General features: G+C 55.1%; 20 protein-coding genes. 16 read left to right on the forward strand and 4 right to left on the reverse strand.

The annotated features are described in order from the left end of the window. Positions 1-97 precede the first annotated feature (97 nt). The 16 genes from JW984_08790 (at position 98) to amrA (ending at position 15,033) form a co-directional block, all read left to right on the forward strand. Positions 98-1,372: a glycosyltransferase family 4 protein gene (locus tag JW984_08790; GenBank protein MBN1573275.1), complete on the forward strand. Its 1,275-nt coding sequence runs from the start codon at positions 98-100 to the stop codon at positions 1,370-1,372. Continuing rightward, positions 1,369-2,541 (forward strand): glycosyltransferase family 4 protein, encoded by a 1,173-nt coding sequence (locus JW984_08795; GenBank protein ID MBN1573276.1) that lies wholly within the window; start codon positions 1,369-1,371, stop codon positions 2,539-2,541. The genes JW984_08790 and JW984_08795 overlap by 4 nt, the downstream gene beginning before the upstream one ends. Continuing rightward, complete coding sequence (locus JW984_08800; GenBank protein ID MBN1573277.1) at positions 2,538-3,728, forward strand: glycosyltransferase family 4 protein; 1,191 nt, start codon at positions 2,538-2,540, stop codon at positions 3,726-3,728. The genes JW984_08795 and JW984_08800 overlap by 4 nt, the downstream gene beginning before the upstream one ends. A 34-nt stretch (positions 3,729-3,762) precedes the next feature. Continuing rightward, entirely contained in the window at positions 3,763-4,926 is a 1,164-nt protein-coding gene (locus tag JW984_08805; GenBank protein MBN1573278.1) for a glycosyltransferase family 4 protein, read from the forward strand. Positions 4,927-5,023: 97 nt separating this feature from the next. Continuing rightward, a complete protein-coding gene (locus JW984_08810) occupies positions 5,024-5,914 on the forward strand; it encodes a glycosyltransferase family 2 protein (protein MBN1573279.1) in 891 nt (296 codons plus the stop codon). A gap of 63 nt (positions 5,915-5,977) precedes the next feature. After that, complete coding sequence (locus JW984_08815) at positions 5,978-6,658, forward strand: class I SAM-dependent methyltransferase (GenBank protein ID MBN1573280.1); 681 nt, start codon at positions 5,978-5,980, stop codon at positions 6,656-6,658. Continuing rightward, entirely contained in the window at positions 6,655-7,842 is a 1,188-nt protein-coding gene (locus JW984_08820; protein ID MBN1573281.1) for a DegT/DnrJ/EryC1/StrS family aminotransferase, read from the forward strand. The genes JW984_08815 and JW984_08820 overlap by 4 nt, the downstream gene beginning before the upstream one ends. After that, complete coding sequence (locus tag JW984_08825) at positions 7,835-8,044, forward strand: hypothetical protein (protein MBN1573282.1); 210 nt, start codon at positions 7,835-7,837, stop codon at positions 8,042-8,044. The genes JW984_08820 and JW984_08825 overlap by 8 nt, the downstream gene beginning before the upstream one ends. Further along, the gene (locus JW984_08830) at positions 8,041-9,201 is read left to right on the forward strand and encodes a radical SAM protein (GenBank protein ID MBN1573283.1); all 1,161 of its coding nucleotides are present in this window, start codon (positions 8,041-8,043) and stop codon (positions 9,199-9,201) included. The genes JW984_08825 and JW984_08830 overlap by 4 nt, the downstream gene beginning before the upstream one ends. 44 nt (positions 9,202-9,245) lie before the next feature. Next, positions 9,246-10,430: a glycosyltransferase family 4 protein gene (locus tag JW984_08835; protein ID MBN1573284.1), complete on the forward strand. Its 1,185-nt coding sequence runs from the start codon at positions 9,246-9,248 to the stop codon at positions 10,428-10,430. A 69-nt stretch (positions 10,431-10,499) separates the two neighbouring features. Further along, complete coding sequence (locus tag JW984_08840) at positions 10,500-11,183, forward strand: WbqC family protein (GenBank protein MBN1573285.1); 684 nt, start codon at positions 10,500-10,502, stop codon at positions 11,181-11,183. Further along, complete coding sequence (locus JW984_08845) at positions 11,180-11,800, forward strand: PIG-L family deacetylase (protein MBN1573286.1); 621 nt, start codon at positions 11,180-11,182, stop codon at positions 11,798-11,800. Before JW984_08840 ends, JW984_08845 begins: the two co-directional genes overlap by 4 nt. 13 nt (positions 11,801-11,813) lie before the next feature. Then, positions 11,814-12,941 (forward strand): DegT/DnrJ/EryC1/StrS aminotransferase family protein, encoded by a 1,128-nt coding sequence (locus JW984_08850; protein MBN1573287.1) that lies wholly within the window; start codon positions 11,814-11,816, stop codon positions 12,939-12,941. 22 nt (positions 12,942-12,963) lie between these two features. Further along, positions 12,964-14,124, forward strand: coding sequence for an undecaprenyl/decaprenyl-phosphate alpha-N-acetylglucosaminyl 1-phosphate transferase (locus tag JW984_08855; GenBank protein MBN1573288.1), 1,161 nt, complete (start codon positions 12,964-12,966; stop codon positions 14,122-14,124). A 41-nt stretch (positions 14,125-14,165) separates the two neighbouring features. Continuing rightward, positions 14,166-14,402 (forward strand): DUF4911 domain-containing protein, encoded by a 237-nt coding sequence (locus JW984_08860; GenBank protein MBN1573289.1) that lies wholly within the window; start codon positions 14,166-14,168, stop codon positions 14,400-14,402. 52 nt (positions 14,403-14,454) lie between these two features. Continuing rightward, a complete protein-coding gene (gene amrA, locus JW984_08865) occupies positions 14,455-15,033 on the forward strand; it encodes an AmmeMemoRadiSam system protein A (protein ID MBN1573290.1) in 579 nt (192 codons plus the stop codon). Positions 15,034-15,558: 525 nt separating this feature from the next. Here amrA and JW984_08870 read toward each other — a convergent pair. From JW984_08870 to hisF, 4 genes are all read right to left on the reverse strand, one after another. Then, a complete protein-coding gene (locus JW984_08870) occupies positions 15,559-16,758 on the reverse strand; it encodes a pyridoxal phosphate-dependent aminotransferase (GenBank protein MBN1573291.1) in 1,200 nt (399 codons plus the stop codon). Between the two features lies 1 nt (position 16,759). Beyond that, positions 16,760-17,266: a pantetheine-phosphate adenylyltransferase gene (gene coaD / locus JW984_08875; protein MBN1573292.1), complete on the reverse strand. Its 507-nt coding sequence runs from the start codon at positions 17,264-17,266 to the stop codon at positions 16,760-16,762. Positions 17,267-17,269: 3 nt separating this feature from the next. After that, positions 17,270-17,830, reverse strand: a complete 561-nt coding sequence (gene rsmD, locus JW984_08880; GenBank protein ID MBN1573293.1) for a 16S rRNA (guanine(966)-N(2))-methyltransferase RsmD — start codon at positions 17,828-17,830, stop codon at positions 17,270-17,272. 113 nt (positions 17,831-17,943) lie between these two features. Then, positions 17,944-18,768, reverse strand: coding sequence for an imidazole glycerol phosphate synthase subunit HisF (hisF, locus tag JW984_08885; protein ID MBN1573294.1), 825 nt, complete (start codon positions 18,766-18,768; stop codon positions 17,944-17,946). Positions 18,769-18,792: the final 24 nt, after the last annotated feature.

Here is an 18,792-nt window from a genome sequence, read left to right on the forward strand (position 1 = left end):
TCGATATATTCTTTATCGAGGTTGATTTTCCCTGGACAGTGTGTGAAGATTTAATTGATGGCTGGGATTTCAAATTCCCTTTTTTTGAGGTGTTTTGTTGAGGCATGTCCTTTTTCTGTCGTATAACTTCCCGCCGATGGGCGGGGGCGGAGTCCAGAGGACGGTCAAGTTCGTCAAGTACCTCCCCGAGTTCGGGTGGGAAGGGCTGGTTATTGCCGCGGACGACAAGAACTACTGGGCCCGGGACGAGACGCTCCACGAAGATATACCGGAATCTACGATTGTAAGGCGGTCTTCGCCCTTGAGGCCCGGATTTTTCATCTCCGCCCTCGAAAGGATCACCTCGAGGGGATTTGCCCAGGGATTGATGGAAAACGTCTTCATCCCGGACGACAAGATTTTCTGGGCGTTATCGATACTATTCGGCGCTCTTCGGATGGTCAAAAAACATGACATCCGGTTGATCTATTCCACATCGCCACCCCACAGCACCCATCTTGCGGCCCTCCTGTTGAAGAGAATTACCCGGCTCCCCTGGGTCTCCGACTTCAGGGATCCGTGGACTAAGAATTATCTCTACAAACCCTCCAACGGATGGATCGAGTCGATCAATCGAATGATGGAGAGGGCGGTGATGAGGGACGCCGATCGTACGATATGCATCACCGAGAGGGCAAAGGAGAGTTACGGGGAGCTCCCTTGGGTTGATCCAGATCGCCTCGTCACGATATATAACGGCTATGACCCGGATGACTTCGGCGGAGACGGCGCCCGGGAGGTGGATTCAGACAAATTAATCATCACGCACTCCGGCTCCATTTACGGCGGAAATTACCCGAAGGATTTCTTTTTGGCGGTAAGGCGCATCCTAAGGGAAGAGCCATCTCTCAGGGAGAGGCTGCTCTTCAGGTTTGTGGGGGTGATGGATAAGGAGATAGAAGCGGAGATCAGGAGCTTCCTCGGCGATAATGTCCAATTTCTGGGGTACCTGACCCACCGCGAGGCTGTCGATGTCGTCACCCGATCGGACTGCAACCTTGTGGTGGTGACGGCCGATGAGAAAGCCTCGTATCACGTCACAGGGAAGCTCTTCGAATATATGGCGGCGGGGCGTCCCATCCTGGCCGTCGTTCCCCCCGGTGAGGCCGCTGACCTCGTGAGGTCGACGGAAACGGGGATTGTAATCAGCGAGGACAACCCTGAAGCCCTCCGCCGCAAGTTCAGAGGGGCGATTGAGGAGATAGCCGAGATGAAGGGTAAGGGCACTTTTTCGCCGAATATCGAGGCCGTCAGGCGTTTCGAAAGGCGGAGACAGGCCGAAAGGCTCGCCGGGATATTTGACCAATTGACGGCGGAGACAGGAAAAAGATGAAGGTCGCGTACATATTGGAGGGGATCAAGCCGGGCTGGCTGACCTACGAGATGGATGCCCTGAGGAATATCGGAGTCGAAATAGACATCAACCCGAATAATCCCGCGGTGTATAATGATTTTTCGCCCTACGCGGGACCGAAGAAGAGATCTCTCGGCCGCGACATTCTGAATCTCACGGGGCGGTTTTTCGGGGGACCCTTTGTGATCCGTCCCCACTTCGGTCGAATGAGGAGGTACGCCGGATGGCGGATTGCGATCTCGACCATCGCCATGGCAAGGGGGATAAAGGAGAGGAATGCTGTGATCATCCACGCCCACTTCGCCACGGGGCCCGCGGCCTCGGCGATGGTTGTGTCTGAGCTGACCGGGATTCCCTTCGCCTTTACCGGCCACGGCTACGACCTCTACAGGGAGCCGATAGACTGGGGGTTTCAAGCCGAGAAGTGTCGAAGGGCGGCCTTCGTCAGGTGCATATCCGAGTTCAACAGGAGGCACCTGATGGGAAAGACCGGCCTTGACGGCGGGAACTTCCACGTCGTTCCCTGCGGTGTGGACACGGAGCGCTTTCGCCCGGACGGGGGGGCCGATTCGACGCCGGACGGGGACCGGATCATCCTTACGGTTGCGGCCCTCGTTCCCCCGAAGGGTATACCCTTCCTGCTGAAGGCGTGCTCCAGCGATAAGGTTAAAAGGCTGAATAGGAAGCTCGTGATCGTCGGCGACGGCCCGATGAGGGACCTGCTGACGAGGGAGGCCTCAAGGCTTAATATCGATGTGGAGTTTGCCGGGGAGGTAAAAAACAGCGAGATAATGGAATATTACCGGAGGGCCGATCTATTTGTCCTTCCGTGCATCACTGCGCCGGACGGCCACCACGACGGCATCCCGGTTGCCATGATGGAGGCGATGGCGGCTGGCGTCCCCGTTATATCGACAAACATATCCGGGATCCCGGAGCTGGTTGATAACGAGAAAAGCGGGATACTGGTCGGGGAAAAGGACACAAAGGCGTTGGCGGAAGCTATAGAGAGGCTCCTTACGGACGGCGACCTTAGGAGGAGGTTTTCCGTTGAGGGGAGAAAAAGGGTCGTTGAGAAGTTCAATATCGTGGATGTGGCGGGGAGGCTTAAAAATCTTTTTATGAAACACTCGGTGAGGGGAGCGTGAGGAGAAAAGTCAAAGAGGGCGGTCATATATTCTACGCCTGTTACGAGGATTTGACCAAGGAGGTGGCGTGGACCGTCCACATTCGGGAGGTGGTGAACAACTGGGTCGATATGGGCAGATCGGTCACGCTCTTTTGCCCGTCCAGATTTCCATTTAAGATTCCGCCCGAATGCCGGGTGGTTTACGTTCCCTCCTTAAATGTCAGGATCGTCGGCGAGTACCTGTACTTCCTCCTGTTGCCCGTGTATATTCTCTTTTACGGCATAAAACTCAAGCCGAGGGCGCTCTACTGCCGCGAGATGAGCCTTATATTTTTCCTGTTTGTCGCCTGCAAGCTTGTCGGAATACCACTGATTGTCGAGATTAACGGATTTCTTGTGGATGATCTCAGGATCATCGGCACCTCAAGGCTGAAGATACGATTCTTCAGCCTCATGCAGAGGATAAACTTCGGGCTGGCCGACGCCCTCGTTTTCGCCTCCAGCGAGCTCAAAGAGAGACACGTCGAGATGTACAATCTCGATGTAGAGAGAACGTATGTGGTGCCCAACGGCGTTGATACGGACCTCTTTTCGCCTGGAGAAAAGGGCCGCGTAATTAAAAATATCTCTCGGCTTGGGGGGATTAAGCTCGATCCGAAGAGGAGCTACGTCACGTTCGTCGGCTCGTTCTATCCCCACTCCTCCACCAGATCAATAGTGGAGGCTTCTAAATACGTAGCATGGGAGCGCGGCGACGTCGATTTTCTCATGATAGGTGACGGCCACGACCTCCCCCTCTGCCGGAAGATCGCCGAAGAAAATCGGCTTTTGGAGAGGGTCTTCTTTCTCGGCGTCAGGCCTCACAGTGAGATACCGGACTTCGTTCGGGCCTCTTCGGTACTGATCTTCGTGACGACGGATCCGAAGAGGTGGGGAAACAGCATGAAGATACTTGAATACATGTCTTCGGGGGGTGCGGTGATAAGAAACTACAAGACCCTCTTCGACGTGCCGCTGACCCACGGCGAGGATTTCTTCTTCATAGAGGATGTTAGCCCTAAAAAACTGGCCGGTGCGATAGCGGCCCTTATCGACGACTATGAATTGAGGGAGAGGATAGGGAGAGGGGCGAGGAGGCTGATCTTAAAGAACTTCAGCTGGAGGCGGACGGCAACGAGGCTCCTTGAGATCATAGACGGACAGTAATGCTTCAGTTTTTTGGAAAGAAGACGGGTTAGACGTGAAGACGATTCTCTTGACAAACGATTACCCGCCGACGATAAGCGGGATATCGACCCTCTTTTATCGGATCTGGCTCTTCCTCCCCGATGGTGAAGACCTGATATTGGCGCCTGGGGTGGAAGGGGGAAGGGACTTTGACGAAGAGAGCGGCAGGGGCGCGATCAGGTATCCCGCGATTCCCGTGAACTCGCTTTTTATAAAGGCCGTCAATTTCGCCATCCAGTTTTTTTACGCCCTCCGTCTCGCGCTGCGCCACAGGGTAAGGCTGATCCATGCGGGGCAGATACTTAACGGCGGAGCCATCGGGTATGTTTTAAAAAAGATATTCGGCATCCCCTACGTAATTTGGGTCTACGGGGACGAGACCAAGCCGATCTACATGAGAAGCCCCGTCCACAGGTATTTAATCGACCGACTGATCAGGGGCGCCGACCGAATCATCTCCGTCAGCCCCGTGATCACGGAGGAGTTTTTAGACTACGGTGTGTCGGCAGAGAAGATCGTAGAGATAATCCCTGGGGTGGATACCGAGACCTTCTCCCCCGGGGAGCCGCCGATGGAGATGATGGAGAGGTACGGGGTTAAGGGGAAGACTGTGCTTATGACCGTGGCCCGCCTGACGCCGAGGAAGGGTCAGGACACGGTGATCTCGGCCCTCCCCGGTATTTTAAAGAAGCACCCCGACGTAGTCTATCTAATCGTCGGGGACGGGCCCTACCGAAGGTCCCTTGAAAAGCTCTCCGTGGACAAGGGCGTTTATGACAGCGTGATATTTGCGGGGAGGGTTGTGGATTCAGAGCTGCCGGATCACTACAGGCTCTCCGACATCTACGTGATGCCGAACAGGGAGGTGAAGGATTCCACCGACTCGATCGAGGGATTCGGGATATCGTTCATCGAGGCGGGGGCGTCGGCAAAGCCGGTGGTGGGTGGGAGGAGCGGCGGGGCGGTGTTCGCCGTCGAGGACGGCGGGAGCGGGATACTCGTCGACCCGGAAGACGCCGGGGGGCTAACTGATGCGGTAATCGGGCTTATCGATGATCCAAGGAGGGCCGAGGATATGGGGAGGCGGGGTCTTGAGAGGGCGCGCACGTTCGACTGGAGGCTGAGAGCCGAGGAGATCTCCGAACTTCACCGGGAGTATGAGGAGTCGAGGAAGTGATCTCGCTGGATTTTCAATACTTTTCCGCGCACCTTTTGAGGTCTACGGTCGAATCGATTTTTAATCATCGGTTTAAAATGATATAATACTTGTCATAATGACTTTAGATGTTCCAAAAGTTTCGGTGGTGATCCCGACTATCGGTAGGGGAGAGCTTCTGATCGGCACCGTAAGCCGTCTCCTATCGAGCGGCTGCGGCGACTGCGAGATTATAGTGGTCGACCAGACCCCCGATCCGGACGACTCCGTAATCGAGTTTGTCGAGGCGAATCGGGACAAAATCATCTACGTCAAGATCGACGAGCCGGGGCTTACAAACGCCAGAAACGTTGGGATAAAGAGGGCGAGGGGGGATGTCGTGGTCTTTTTGGACGACGATGTAGTCCCGGACAACCGGCTTGTCTCCGCCCATGTGGCGGCCTACGAAGGCGAGGGCGTGGATAACGTGGGGGGGGTCGCAGGAAGGATTCTGCCGCCGGGGGAGCCGCCATCCGAAGTGGAGAAAAACCCGGAGAGGATCGCGAAGATCAGACTCTTCGGCCTTTTGATCCGCGAGAACTTCGATTCCGACGTCCCAACGATCGCCCATCACGCCAGGGGGTGCAACATGTCGTTTCTTAAGAAAGCCCTTGTAGAGGCGGGGGGATTTGACGTGGGCTTCGGGGGGACGGCCCACCTGGAGGACGCGGATATGTCCTTGAGGATTCGGAGGCTGGGGTACGGGATGCTGTTTTGCCCTCATGCCTCCCTGGTCCACCTGCTGGAGCCTGTGGGAGGGTGCAGGCCCAAGGACACGAGGGATTGGTTCTTCTGGTACGGGCACAACCTGTGCCGCTTCTACAGGAAGAACTTTCCGGCGTATGTCTTTCCCCTTCAATGCCTCCACTTCGTTTTGAGGCTTCCCATCCAGGCGGTGAAGAGGGGAAACTTGAAGATAATTTTGTGGGGGATCTCCGGCTTTACGAAGTCCCTTTTCGAGGAAATTTGAGATTTGTTTGTTTGATATTCGATTGGATTTGACGGGAGCCTTCAGGGGGTGGGTATTTCAAGCTTGATTTCAAGGATATTTCTGAGGTTTCGGGGGGACGTGGGAAAAGACATCTCCAGCGGCCCCCTCTCCGATAGGATAAGGGAGTGCGCGGCAGGGCTCGCCCGCGGGAAATCGTGCGACGTCGCCTTAGAGGTCGGGGTGGGGGAGGGGCTTCTGGCAAAGTCGGTAATCGACGGGGGTTCCGTAAGGACGCTGGTCGGGGTGGATGTCCTCAAGCAGCAGCTTATCGAGGCGGGATTGAGGATAAGGGGCGACAATCCCTCAAAAGACGGCGGGATTTTTTCCGGGAGGCTCAAGGTTGTAGTGGCGAGGGGGGAGACGCTGCCATTCAAAGAAGGGGCCTTCAACCTTGCGATTACCGTAAACACCCTCCACAACCAGCCGTCCTGGGACGAGGCCTCTGTCATTTTGGGGGCGGTCTGCAATGTTGTCCGTTTTGGGGGTAGCGTCATCTTTGATATAAGGAATCGCAGGGACCCGTTGATCTATACGGCCTACAGGTTTTCCACGATCATCGATCCCTCGACAAGAAGGCTCCCCGTAAACGCATATTCCATATCCAGGGTCAAGGGGAGGCTTACGGAGCTCGGATTTGACGTGGTAAAGAAGGTCCCGATTAGGTACAGGTTCTGGCCGATTCCGAGCGGTTTTTTGATAGAGGCGGTTAGGATCAAGAAATGAGAAGAGCGCCCACAAACTCCTTTTACAACAGCCAGGGGGGACTCCTGCGCTCTGCGCTCTCTCTTGGAGGGGAAAAAGACATTTCCGCCTTCGAGGAGGCCTTCGCCGATTACATCGGGGTGAGGCGGGCCTTTTTGGTGGGTTCGGGAACCTCCGCCCTCTATATCATCTTAAAGGCGTTGAAAAACCTCTATCGAGGAAGCGAGGTCGTCCTCCCCGCCTATACCGTTCCCACGCTGACGTTGGCGATAGAGAGGGCCGGATTGAAGACGAGGCTTTCCGATATTGACATAAAGACCTTCAACCTTGACCCGAAGCGCCTTGGTGATGTAACATCTGGCGACACCCTTTCCGTGGTGCCCGTACATATGTTCGGATTTCCGATGGATCTCTCGGAAATAAAAAGGCAGGCCGAGAGGGAGGGATTTTGCGTGATCGAGGACTGCGCCCAGGCACCAGGGGCCGAGCTGTTCGGGAAGAGGGTTGGCGGGGGGAGCGGCGTTGGATTCTTTTCCATGTGCAAGGGTAAGATCATCTCGACCTTCAGGGGAGGCGTCATAACGGCGAGCGATCCTGATATCGCACGGGAAATCGGGAGGGAGATCGAATCCCTGCCGACACCGGGCGTCTTATTCAACCCGATGCTCTTTGTCACGCTCTTTCTAATGCACTACGCCACGAATCCCGCGATATACGGCCCTCTCTTCAGGCTGATAGAGCCCTTCAAGTCCACTGTGGTGCACGAGCACTTCGAGCCGACTCTTGCGACATCCTTTGTTGCGAGGCTTGGGAAAATCCAGATCGAGGCGATCGGCGGCCAAATAGAGCGGAGGGTCGAAAACGGAAAAGCCCTTTACAGCGCCTTGAAAGGGATCGAGGGGATAACGCTTCCCGCGATCGTTGACGGGGCATCCCCAGCCTACAATCACCTCCCGGTGATGATAGAGGAAAAAGATAAGATTGACCACATAGCCCGGCTCCTCTTCAAAAGGGGGATAGATACCGCCCGGATGTACGGGCGGCCGATTCATAAAATATACGACCTCGGGTATTCCGCTTCCCACGATCCCTTCCCCGAAGCGACGAGGCTATCCGAGCGCCTTCTTGTGCTGCCGGTTCATCCGGGGGTGACGGGGAGGGATTTGGAAATCGTAATAAAAACCTTCAGGGAGATATTTGTTTAAAGCCATGCCGATATCCAAAGGTAAGAAAGTAAAAACGAGAAAGAGGTTTTATCTCACAATCCTTCTTGTTGCGGTGGTTTTAGGGCTCTTGATACCCATTATATGCGAGAAGCTCTCAAGCGTGGGAGAGCCGGACTACTATTACCCCCACGATGTCGACCGGGAGGATTACCTTAAAGAGAAGAAGCAAGAGGTAAAATGATCCCGATAAGAAACATCGGAAGGGCGCTCAAAAAGGCTAAGGAATTTCCGGGATATGCCCTGAAGGCCCTCATTCAAAGGTCCCGCTCCGGCCTCAGCTACTTCCTCTTTCGGGGAAGGAGCGCCCCGCCGGAGACTGTCTCCCTTCTCTTGACCTACAGGTGCAACCTCCGCTGCAAGATGTGCGGCCAGTGGGGAGAGACCGGCTCATCGAAGTTTTATACGCCAGAGGTCTTGAGGGAGGAGCTTGACGTTAAAGAGGTGGGCGTGCTCGTCGATCATCTCAAGCGGGCATACGCATTTCCTCCGGCGATCACTCTTTTCGGCGGGGAGCCGCTTCTCTACAGTGGGATTATCGAGGTCATCGAGCGGATAAAGAAAAACGGGATGCGGTTGAACATCATCACTAATGCGACGCTCCTTAAAAAATACGCAAAAGACCTCGTGCGCGCAAAACTGGACGAGATCATTTTTTCCCTTGACGGCCCCCCCGATGTGCACGACATGGTTAGGGGGAGGAAGGGGGTCTTCGATGACGCGAAGGAGGGATTTTTGATCCTGGACGAGGAGAAGAGGCGCCTCAAGACGACACGTCCCGTGGTCAACGTAAACAGCACGATCTTCGACTTCAACTACCTCGCAATCCCAGAGACCGTTAAGAGTGCCCGCTCCCTCGGGGCGAGGGAGGTGACCTTTCACCACCTCATATTTATAGACGGCGGAAGGCTCAAAAGCCACAACATGGAGATGAGGGAGCAGTACGGCTGCGAGAGTCACGACTGGGCGGGCTTCGTACTGGGCAGGCTTCCGGCCATAGACACGAAACTGCTCAGGGAAAAGCTAAATGAGGCTAAGTCGATGGGGGCGACGGTCTACCCGAACCTGACCGACGACGAGATCGAGGTCTACTACACGAACTTCACCTTCTCCCCGAGGAGCTACTCGGGGAGGTGCAAGAGCCCGTGGATGGTGGCCTACATCTTCCCGGACGGCACCGTGCGGCCGTGTCTCTCCCTGGGGGTTAAGATCGGAAACATCAGGGAGCGCCCCTTCGCCGAGATCTGGAACGACCACCTCTACAGGCGCTTCAGGAGACGCGTAAAGGAGAGGGGGCGGTTTGACGTGTGCGATCGATGCACGGAGCTGTATCGATTTTAGTTGATACAAATTCGGGCTGTGCAGAATTGGAGGAACGGACGGCAATGGGGGGAATAGTCAATGAGAACGGGGGAAGGATAAAGGTTCTTCACGTAATCACGCGTATGGAGGAGGGGGGCGCGCCGAGGGCGCTACTCTCGCTCCTTGACGGGATTGACGGCCGGGAGTTCGATCAGTCCCTTGCGGCGGCGGCGGGCCCTATGGGAAGCGACCTGCTGGGCTGCGGGAGGGCCCTCGGGATCGACGTTTGCGAAATCAGGACGTTTACGAGGGAGGTAAGCCCGGTCAAGGACGTCCTGAGTCTCCTCTCGCTGGTTGCTTTGATGAGGAAAAACAGGTATGATATTATACATACGCATACATCGAAGGCGGGCTTCTTGGGGAGGCTGGCGGGGAGGCTTGCCGGCCACCGGAGGGTGATATACTCCCCCCACGGGAACATCTTTACCGGCTACTTCCCCCGGTGGGAGGCCGAGTTCTACACGTTGATGGAGAGGATTGCGGCCGGATGGTGTCAGAGGATCGTTACCCTCTCGGATGCGGGGAGGCGCGAGTTTCTCGAGAGAGGCATAGGCACCGAAGACAGATACAGGACGATATATAACGGCATCGACTTGGAGGCCTTTGGGAGCGCGGCGGACCGAAGGGGGGTTCGCAATGAGCTCGGATTTGGGGATAAAGACCTTGTAATTGTCTGCGTGGGGAGGATGGTGCCGATCAAGGGTTACGACACCGTCGTCAAGGCGTCCCAAAAGATCATCTCCGGCATGGCCCCGAGGGCGGTTCGCTTCCTGATGGTGGGGGAGGGGCCGCTGAAGGTGGAGTTAACGGAAAAGGCAAGGGCGCTGGAAGTCGGGGGAAATTTTACGTTTCCGGGCTTTCGCGACGACGTTTCCCGGCTCCTCTCCGCCAGCGACCTTATGGTAATGCCATCGCTCAACGAGGGGCTGGGGATGAGCATAGTGGAGGCGATGGCCCTCTCTCTTCCGGTGGTGGCTTCCCGCGTGGGGGGGATAGTGGAAGTGGTCGAAGACGGCGTTACCGGGATGCTCGTCCCCCCATCGAGCCCCGTTGATCTGGCCAAGGCCTGTGTCGGTATCCTCCGGGATAAGGAGAGGGCGGAAAGGATGGGAAGAGCCGGGAGGGTCAGGGCGGAGTCGCTCTTCGACATCAAGAGCATGGTCAAGAACACCGAGGCCCTCTACAGGGAGTTGATGGAGGAAGGATAAATTGAGATTGATAAAATCGGGATATGACAGAGGCGGGGGAAGGGGAAGGGGTATCGTCGAGGGGGTCGAATGATAGTCGCCATTCACCAGCCGCAGTATCTGCCCTGGCTCGGGTACTTCGACAAGATCGACAGGGCCGACGCCTTTGTATTTCTCGATACTGTACAGTTCAAGAAGAACGAGTTTCAAAACAGGAACAGGATAAAGGGAACGGGCGGCGCCCAGTGGCTTACCGTGCCGGTCTTTCAAAGGCACGGGCAGAGGATCAGCGAGGTCGCGATCAACAATACCGACAAATGGCAAAAAAAGCATGTCATGGCCGTGCTCTCCTGCTATGGAAAGGCCCCCTTTTTCGGCGAGTATTTCGGGGCCTTTGAAGAGCTCCTCTCGAGGCCCTGGGAGGGGCTCTCATCCCTCAACATGGAGACTGTGAGGCTTATCGCCTCGATCCTCAAGATCGAAACGGAATTTTACACCGCTTCGGAGCTGGGGGATTTTCCGGAAGAGAGGGACGGGCGTCTCGTTCAGATCGTCAAGGAGCTCGGCGCGGACACCTACCTCGCCGGCGCGGGGGGGAGGGAGTATATGGATACTGATATTTACGCCGACTCCGGGATAGAGGTCGTCTTTCAGGATTTCAAGCATCCCGCCTATCCCCAGCTCTTCGGAGAGTTTGTGCCGTATCTTTCTGTTGTGGACCTTATATTCAATGCGGGCAAATCGAGTCTTGATTACATTCGGGGGAATACATGAACATGAACATACTGGCGTTGGGGGCGCATCCGGACGACATAGAGTTCGGCTGTGCCGGAACCCTCGCGAAGTACGCGAGGAAGGGCCATGTTATATATTATATGATATTGACGAAGGGAGAGAGGGGCGGCGTCGGAAAGGTTAGGGCGAAGGAGCAGAAGGATGCCCAGTATACCGTATTGGCCAAGAAGATCTTCTGGGGGGAATTCGAGGACACCGCCCTTCCACCGCAAAAGGACCTGATAAAGGCGGTGGAGGACGTAATCATCGAGGTTAATCCTGATATGGTATTGGTGAACTACCACGAGGACACCCATCAGGATCACAGGGAGCTCGCCATGGCGCTGAATTCCTCCGCGAGACACATAAGGAACGTCCTATATTACGAGGTTCCCTCGACCCAGAATTTTTCGCCGACCGTTTTCGTGGACATCGAAAAATTTATGGACGTAAAGATGCAGGCGCTCATGGCCCATAAGTCCCAGATAATGAAGACCAACGTGGAGGGGATCTCGATTTTGGAGATCGCCCGCTCCCTGGCGAATTTTCGCGGGATACAGGCGAAGATGAAATACGCCGAGGCCTTCATGCCCCAGCGCTTGGCCATTAACGTCTGAAGTTGATATTAAAATGTCGATTGGATCGATAAATAAGGGCGGGAAGGGCAAGGGGATTATCCCCCACTCCCGGCCGTCCATAGACGAGGAAGACGCCTTAAGGGCGGCCGAGGTGATCAGGTCGGGGATGTTGACCGTGGGCGATGAGAGGGGAGCCTTCGAGAGGGCGTTTGAAAAGAGGATCGGGATATCCCCCGAAGGCGCCGTCTCGGTCGATTCCGGGACCGCCGCAATCCACCTGGCGCTTCTGGCGCTTAAGGTCGGGGTAAACGACAGGGTGATACTCCCCGCCTACTTGTGCGCGGCGCCCTTAAACGCCGTGAGATACGTGGGCGCGGCGCCGGTCCTCGCCGATGTAGATCCCGATACCGGGATTGCCGGCGAGAGAGAGTTTGCCGAGGCCCTTGAGTCGATTAAGGATGAGAGGGGGGGTAGGACGATTATTATAGCCGTCCACCCTTTCGGGAGATCGGCCCCGGTGGACGAGATCAAGTCTCTCGGCCCACCCGTAATCGAGGACTGCGCCCAGGCGACGGGGGGCGCGCTGAAGGGGAATCCCTTGGGAACCTTCGGCGACCTGTCGGTCTTCTCCTTTTACGCCACGAAGGTGATGACCACCGGCCGGGGGGGGATGGTCTGCTCGGAAAGCGAGGAGATCGCGTACAGGATTCGAGACCTCGTCAGATACGACGAGAGGGAGGAGGACGGGGTGAGGTTCAACTACGCGATGACCGAGTTTCAGGCGGCGCTCGGAAGGAGCCAGCTTAAGAGGCTCGATGCCTTCATCTCGAGGAGGAGGGAGATAACAGCCTACTACAGTGGGGAGTTCGAGAGGGCCTCGATTCCGATGCCCCGAAAGGCTCCTGTTGGGGACGACATAAATTTCCGCTTTATCGTAAAGGTAAGGGGGGCGGTCGATAAGGTAATAAAGGGGCTCAATAAAAGGGGGATAGGAGCGAGGAGGCCCGTCTTCAAGCCCCTGTATGAATACACAGGGGACGAGGAGCTCCCGGGGACGAAGTGGGCCTTCGATGAGGACGTCTCGATCCCCATATATCCCGCATTGACCGACGGCGAGATTGAGATGATTGCCTGGGCCGTAGTCGACGTGATGGCCGAGGTAAGACCATCGAAAGTCTGATAAGAAAGGAATTTATAGAAATATGGCTCTGAAGAAAAAAATAAGGGAGATAGAGCTTTTTTGGTTCTTATCCCTTTTGTACTTTATAGTTCTTCTTCTCCCCCCCGTTTTCAGGTTTTTTGTCGAAATAGGAGAGCGGTGGATATGGATACTCCTCTTTTCATGCGCCACTTCCTATATGCTTATGCCGGCTTTCATTAAGATATCCAAACACAGAAACTACATGGATGTTCCAGGGGGCAGGAAGGATCACGAAGCAGCCACCCCAATTTTGGGGGGAGTTCCCATAGCCGTCGCCTTTATCGTCTCCCTTATAATAAACGGTGTCATCAGCCCGGCGCTCATTTCGGTTATGGCGGCCTCGCTGATAATCCTTGTCGTCGGAATCCTGGAAGATATTTTCGGGGTCAAGGAGTGGATCAGGCTGCTATTGCAGGCGGCCGCCTTCGGCATTGTGGCCGTGGCTGGGGTTGTCCTGAAGCTTTTTCCTCCGACACCTCTGGGGAATGTGCTGAACTGCATTCTGACGTTTATCTGGATCGTCGGGATAACAAACGCCATGAACTTTATTGACGGCCTCGACGGCCTATGCGGGGGGATAACGATAGTCATCTCCTTTTTCCTTGGGGTGATCGCATTCCAGACGGATCAGCCCGACCTGGGATGGCTCTCGGTCGCCCTTTTGGGCGGCGTGCTCGGCTTTATTCCCTTCAACTTCATCCCGAAGAAGAGTGCGAGGATATTTTTGGGCGATGCCGGAAGCTCCTTTCTCGGATTCGTGCTGGCGTCGCTGGCTGTCCTGGGGGAGTGGTCCGAAAACAATCCCCTCGTTTCGTTTTCCACTCCCCTTATAATCTTCGGCGTTCTCATATACGACATAGTCTATACGAACGTCGCCAGGATATTAAAGAAGCAGGTGAAGAGCTTCAAGGAGCTCCTCTCCTTTGTGGGAAGGGATCATATCCACCACAGGATCGCGGCCCAGATAGGGGACAGGAAGCTCGCCGTTGTCTTTATAGTTCTGATAAATGTGGTCTTCGGCCTGGGGACTATCGCCCTGAGAAACGCCGATTTCATCGTTGCGTTCGTCCTGGTCGTTCAGACGCTTCTGATATTTCTGCTCATTACGATCCTTGAGGTGAGCTCCAAACAGAGGAACAGGAGAAAGGAGGACAGGAAATAGACCGATAGGGGCGCGAATTTATACGGGGGCTTCAAAAGATATTGGAAACAACGGAAAAATATTATAAAATACGAAGGGACGGGATCGCCCTATTAAAATATATCATTGAGTCTTATGATGGGGCGGCGGCCGTTAGGACCGTGGACAGGGAAGGGATGATTCTGGAGATTATGATAGCCCCCGGTTTTGAGGGAGTGGTGGACGGTGTTATCGAAGAGCTTTCGGATGAGCTGGGGATAGTGGCGGTTGAAAGGCCGGACAATATCGATCCGCTGTAATTGAGAGGTCGGAGCAAGGAGATTTAACAAGGTAGTTTGCGGGGAGGTCTTTATGGTTGAGATAAGCTTGACTGAAGAGGAAAAGGTAAAGCTGCTTCGGATTGCGAGAGAGAGTGTCAAAAATGCCGCCTCCGGGTCAAAAAAGGAAAAGGCCGATTCAAAAGAGGCTTCGGGAACAAAAATAACCGAAGAGAATCTAAAGATGGAGGCGGGGGCGTTCGTCTCCCTCCATAAAAAAGGAAAGCTCAGGGGGTGTATCGGGAGGTTCGAGGCGGAGGGGCCGCTCTTCGAAACGGTGGAAAGAATGGCAAGGGCCGCCTCCATAAGCGATTTTCGCTTCAGCAAGGTCACCCCCGATGAGGTGGAAGATCTCGATATCGAGATATCCGTTTTGAGCCCCCTAAAGAGGATCAGGGACGTATCGGAGATAGAGGTGGGGAGGCACGGTTTGTATATCATCAGGGGATTGAGTCGGGGAACCCTTCTGCCCCAGGTCGCCTCGGAGCGGGGTTGGGACAGGGACACGTTTTTGGAGCAGACCTGTATCAAGGCCGGGCTTGACAGGGATGCGTGGGAGGACAAGAAGACGGAGATCTACACCTACGAGGCGCTGGTTTTCGGCGAGGAGTGAGGGTCACCGGGGAGCCTTTGTAATTATCTAATTATCGACGCTCGATGGATGTTCTCAAAGCGGGACAAAAAAGGTGGGTTTGTCGTTGAGACTAAACGGAAGCTTTTTCAATAAACGGTATCGGTTGTGATTGGATTCTAAAAAATCTTTCGAGACCCTTCCCTTTTTGTCGTGACGATTTTTCGATGGCTTTTCTAATCCATAGCCGACTCATCACTAACCGCATCCGTGGTCGGCATCCCGCAACCGGCACTGTTCAGGTTTACAAAAAAGCAGTGTCATGTCGGGCGTTTAACCGTCGGCTCCTATGAGGTGAAAGTCTTTATGCGCTCCCGGTCGTTCGATTTTTAAAGCCGAGTGAGGCCGCGCGGTGTTTAACGTCCCGTCTCCATAAGGTGAAAATTCGCCGCCCCCCCCAGATAAAACAGCCTAAATGTCGATCAATTAGAACCAATCAATTTCAAAATTCCAATCCAACAGATATTGACCCGGCTCCACGAAGGTCGATCGGTCGAAATTTGGGGATCAGGAAAGCCTCGACACCGCCTCCTTGATCCTCTTCATGCCACCCATTATATCCTCGATGGAAGAGGCGTAGGAGAGGCGGATGCAGTTGTCGTCTCCGAAGGGCGCCCCGGGGACCAGGGCCACCTTCACCTCCGAGAGGAGGTAGGAGGCGAAATCCAATGACCCGCCGATTTTTCCGCCGGAATGGGATTTCCCGTACAGACCGGAGACATCCGGAAAGGCGTAGAACGCCCCCTGAGGCCAGTTGCAGCGCACCCCCTCGATCTCGTTCAGCCCCTCGATCATGATGGAGCGGCGCTCCTCGAAGGTGCTCCTCATCTTTTCAACCTCGTCCTGGGGGCCCGAGAGGGCCTCGATCGCCGCCCACTGGGAGATCGTGGTCGGATTCGATGTGCTCTGGCTTTGGATTCTGGTCATTGCGGAGACCAGCTCCTTGGGGCCGGCGGTGTAGCCGATGCGCCACCCGGTGGTGGCGTAGGTCTTGGAGATGCCGTTTACGACTATTGTGAGATCCTTTATCTCGTTTCCCAAAGAGGCGATGCTCACGTGCTCGAATCCCCCGTAGATCAGCTTTTCGTATATCTCGTCGGAAATCACATAGATCTCGTTTTCAACGGCGAACTCGGCTATCTTTTCTATCTCCTCTTTTGTGTACCCGGCTCCAGTGGGGTTTGAGGGGGAGTTGAAGATAATCGCCTTAGTCTTCTTCGTGACCGCCTTTTTGAGGTCGCCGACCGTTATCTTGAAGTCCTTTTCCACCCCTGCATATATGATTACCGGCTTGGCCCCGGAGAGCTCCACCATGGGCGGGTAGGAAACCCAGTAGGGCGCGGGTATGATCACCTCGTCCCCTGGCTCGAAAAACGCCAGGCAGAGGTTGAACAAAGAGTGTTTTCCCCCGCAGGAGACGACTATCTCCGACGGCTCGTAGGTCAGGCCGGCGTCTCTCTTGAATTTTTCCACTATCGCCTTTTTGAGCTCAATGATTCCCCCGACATCTGTATAACCGGTCTTGCCGTCGTTTATCGCCCGGATCGCCGCCTCCTTTATGTTTGCCGGCGTGTCAAAATCGGGCTCCCCGGCGCCGAAGCCGATTACGTCCTCACCCTTCGCCTTGAGCTCCTTGGCCTTCGCCGAGATCGCCAAGGTCGCGGAGGGGGCGAGCCCCAAGGCCCTGTCGGAAAGCTTTTTCTTCATACTATTTTCTCCTGCTTTCGTATGCCTTTGAGTATTTCTCCATCAACTTTCTTTCCACACATTTGGGCACCAGATCGGTGACGGGCCCCCCTGCTATGGCGGCGGCTTTGATGATGTTGGAGCTGACGTACAGGTATCTGTACCCGGTCATCAAAAAGAATGTCTCGATGTTGCGGTTCAATTTGCGGTTCATCAGGGCAAGCTGAAGCTCGAACTCGAAGTCGGACACCGCCCGAAGCCCCCGGATGATCGCCCTGGCGTTTACCTTTTCGGCGTAATCGACGAGGAGCCCCTCAAAGGAATCTACCACGACGGAATCGTCGTAGTCCTTGAGCGCTTCCTTTATCATCTCGATCCTTTCTTTTACCGTAAAAAGGGTCTCTTTGTAGGGATTTATCCCGATGGCCATAATTACCTTATCAAAGACCGTCAGGGCCCTTTCGGCCAAATCGACGTGACCCATCGTGATTGGGTCGAAGGTGCCTGCGAGAACAGCGAGACTGGGCATTTTTTACCTCACTTGTTTGGAAAAAAAGGATATACTTGTATCACCGTAACGCTTCGTATTTTCCCTTTTTAAAGATCCGTAGAGGTCTTCCGGAGACCTCTTTGAATCGTGCTCCCAGATAAGAATCCCCGACTGATTTACTATATCTTCGGAGGAGATGGAGAGGATGAGCTCTTGAGTCTGGTTGAATTGCCGATAGGGGGGGTCCAAAAAGACTATGTCGAATTTTTCGCCGTTCCTTTTGACCATTTTTATCGCCTTTGCGGCATCAAGGGGGATAATGGACGTCCTTTCCCTGATTCCCAATTCTCTGATGTTCCTTTTAAGGACTTCGAGGGCCTTTTCGCTTTTATCAACGAAGGTGCAGCGATCCGCCCCCCGGCTCAACGCCTCGATCCCGATGGTACCCGCACCGGAGAAGAGGTCAAGAACCAGGGCATCGGTGACCGCATCTCCGATGATCGAAAAGAGGGCCTCCCTTACTCTGGCCCCGGTGGGCCTGACCGACCTATCCTTCGGGGTGAAGAGCTTTCTCCCCTTGAGTTCCCCCGCCGTAATATTCACAATTTACTCACGTCACAATATCCTCACGATATATCCGCTCCCAATCAATTGACCTTTTGTCGAAGTCCCCTCTGTCCCTCCCCCTGCTGATAAGGGCCTTGGTGCAGATTCTGTCAGAGCCTTACCGGCACACCGCGGTCCCTCAGGTACTCCTTGGCCTCCCTTATGGAGTACTCCCTGAAGTGAAAAATGGAGGCCGCCAGGGCGGCATCCGCCCCGGTCTTCGTGAAGCCCTCGTAGATGTGCTCCAGGTTTCCCACCCCCCCCGAGGCGATTATCGGGATCGTCACAGAGTCAGAGACTTTCTTCGTCAGGGCGAGATCGTATCCCTCCTTCGTGCCGTCGAAGTCCATGCTGGTTAGCATGATCTCGCCTGCGCCCATCTCCTCCATCCTGATTACCCACTTAATCGCGTCTATCCCCGTGACCTCCCTTCCCCCGTGGGTCACCACTTCCCATGTGAGGTCGTCATCGCCCTCCTTCCCGGGTATCCTCCTCGTGCTCTCCTTTATCTTGACGCCCCAGTCGCCCGTCTTTCTCCTCTTCGCGTCGACGGCCACTACGATGCACTGGGAGCCGAAGCGCTTTGCGGCGTCTCGGACGAACTCGGGGTTTTTCACCGCCGCGGTGTTGATGGATACCTTGTCCGCCCCGGCGTTCAGAAGCCCCCGGATGTCCTCCAGAGTCCTTATCCCCCCGCCGACGGTAAGGGGCATGAACACCTGCTCGGCCGTCCGCCTCACCACGTCGATGATGATGTCCCTCTTGTCCGAGGAGGCCGTAATGTCCAGAAACGTCAGCTCGTCCGCCCCCTCGCCGTCGTAGATGGAGGCGTTCTCCACCGGGTCGCCCGCGTCGGTGAGGTCGATAAAATTTATGCCCTTTACAACGCGCCCGTCCTTTACGTCAAGGCATGGAATGATTCTCTTTGCCAGCATCTAAAAGGCTTTATGCTCCGAATA

The sequence above is a fragment of the Candidatus Zymogenus saltonus genome, from assembly GCA_016929395.1.
GTDB lineage: Bacteria > Desulfobacterota > Zymogenia > Zymogenales > Zymogenaceae > Zymogenus > Zymogenus saltonus.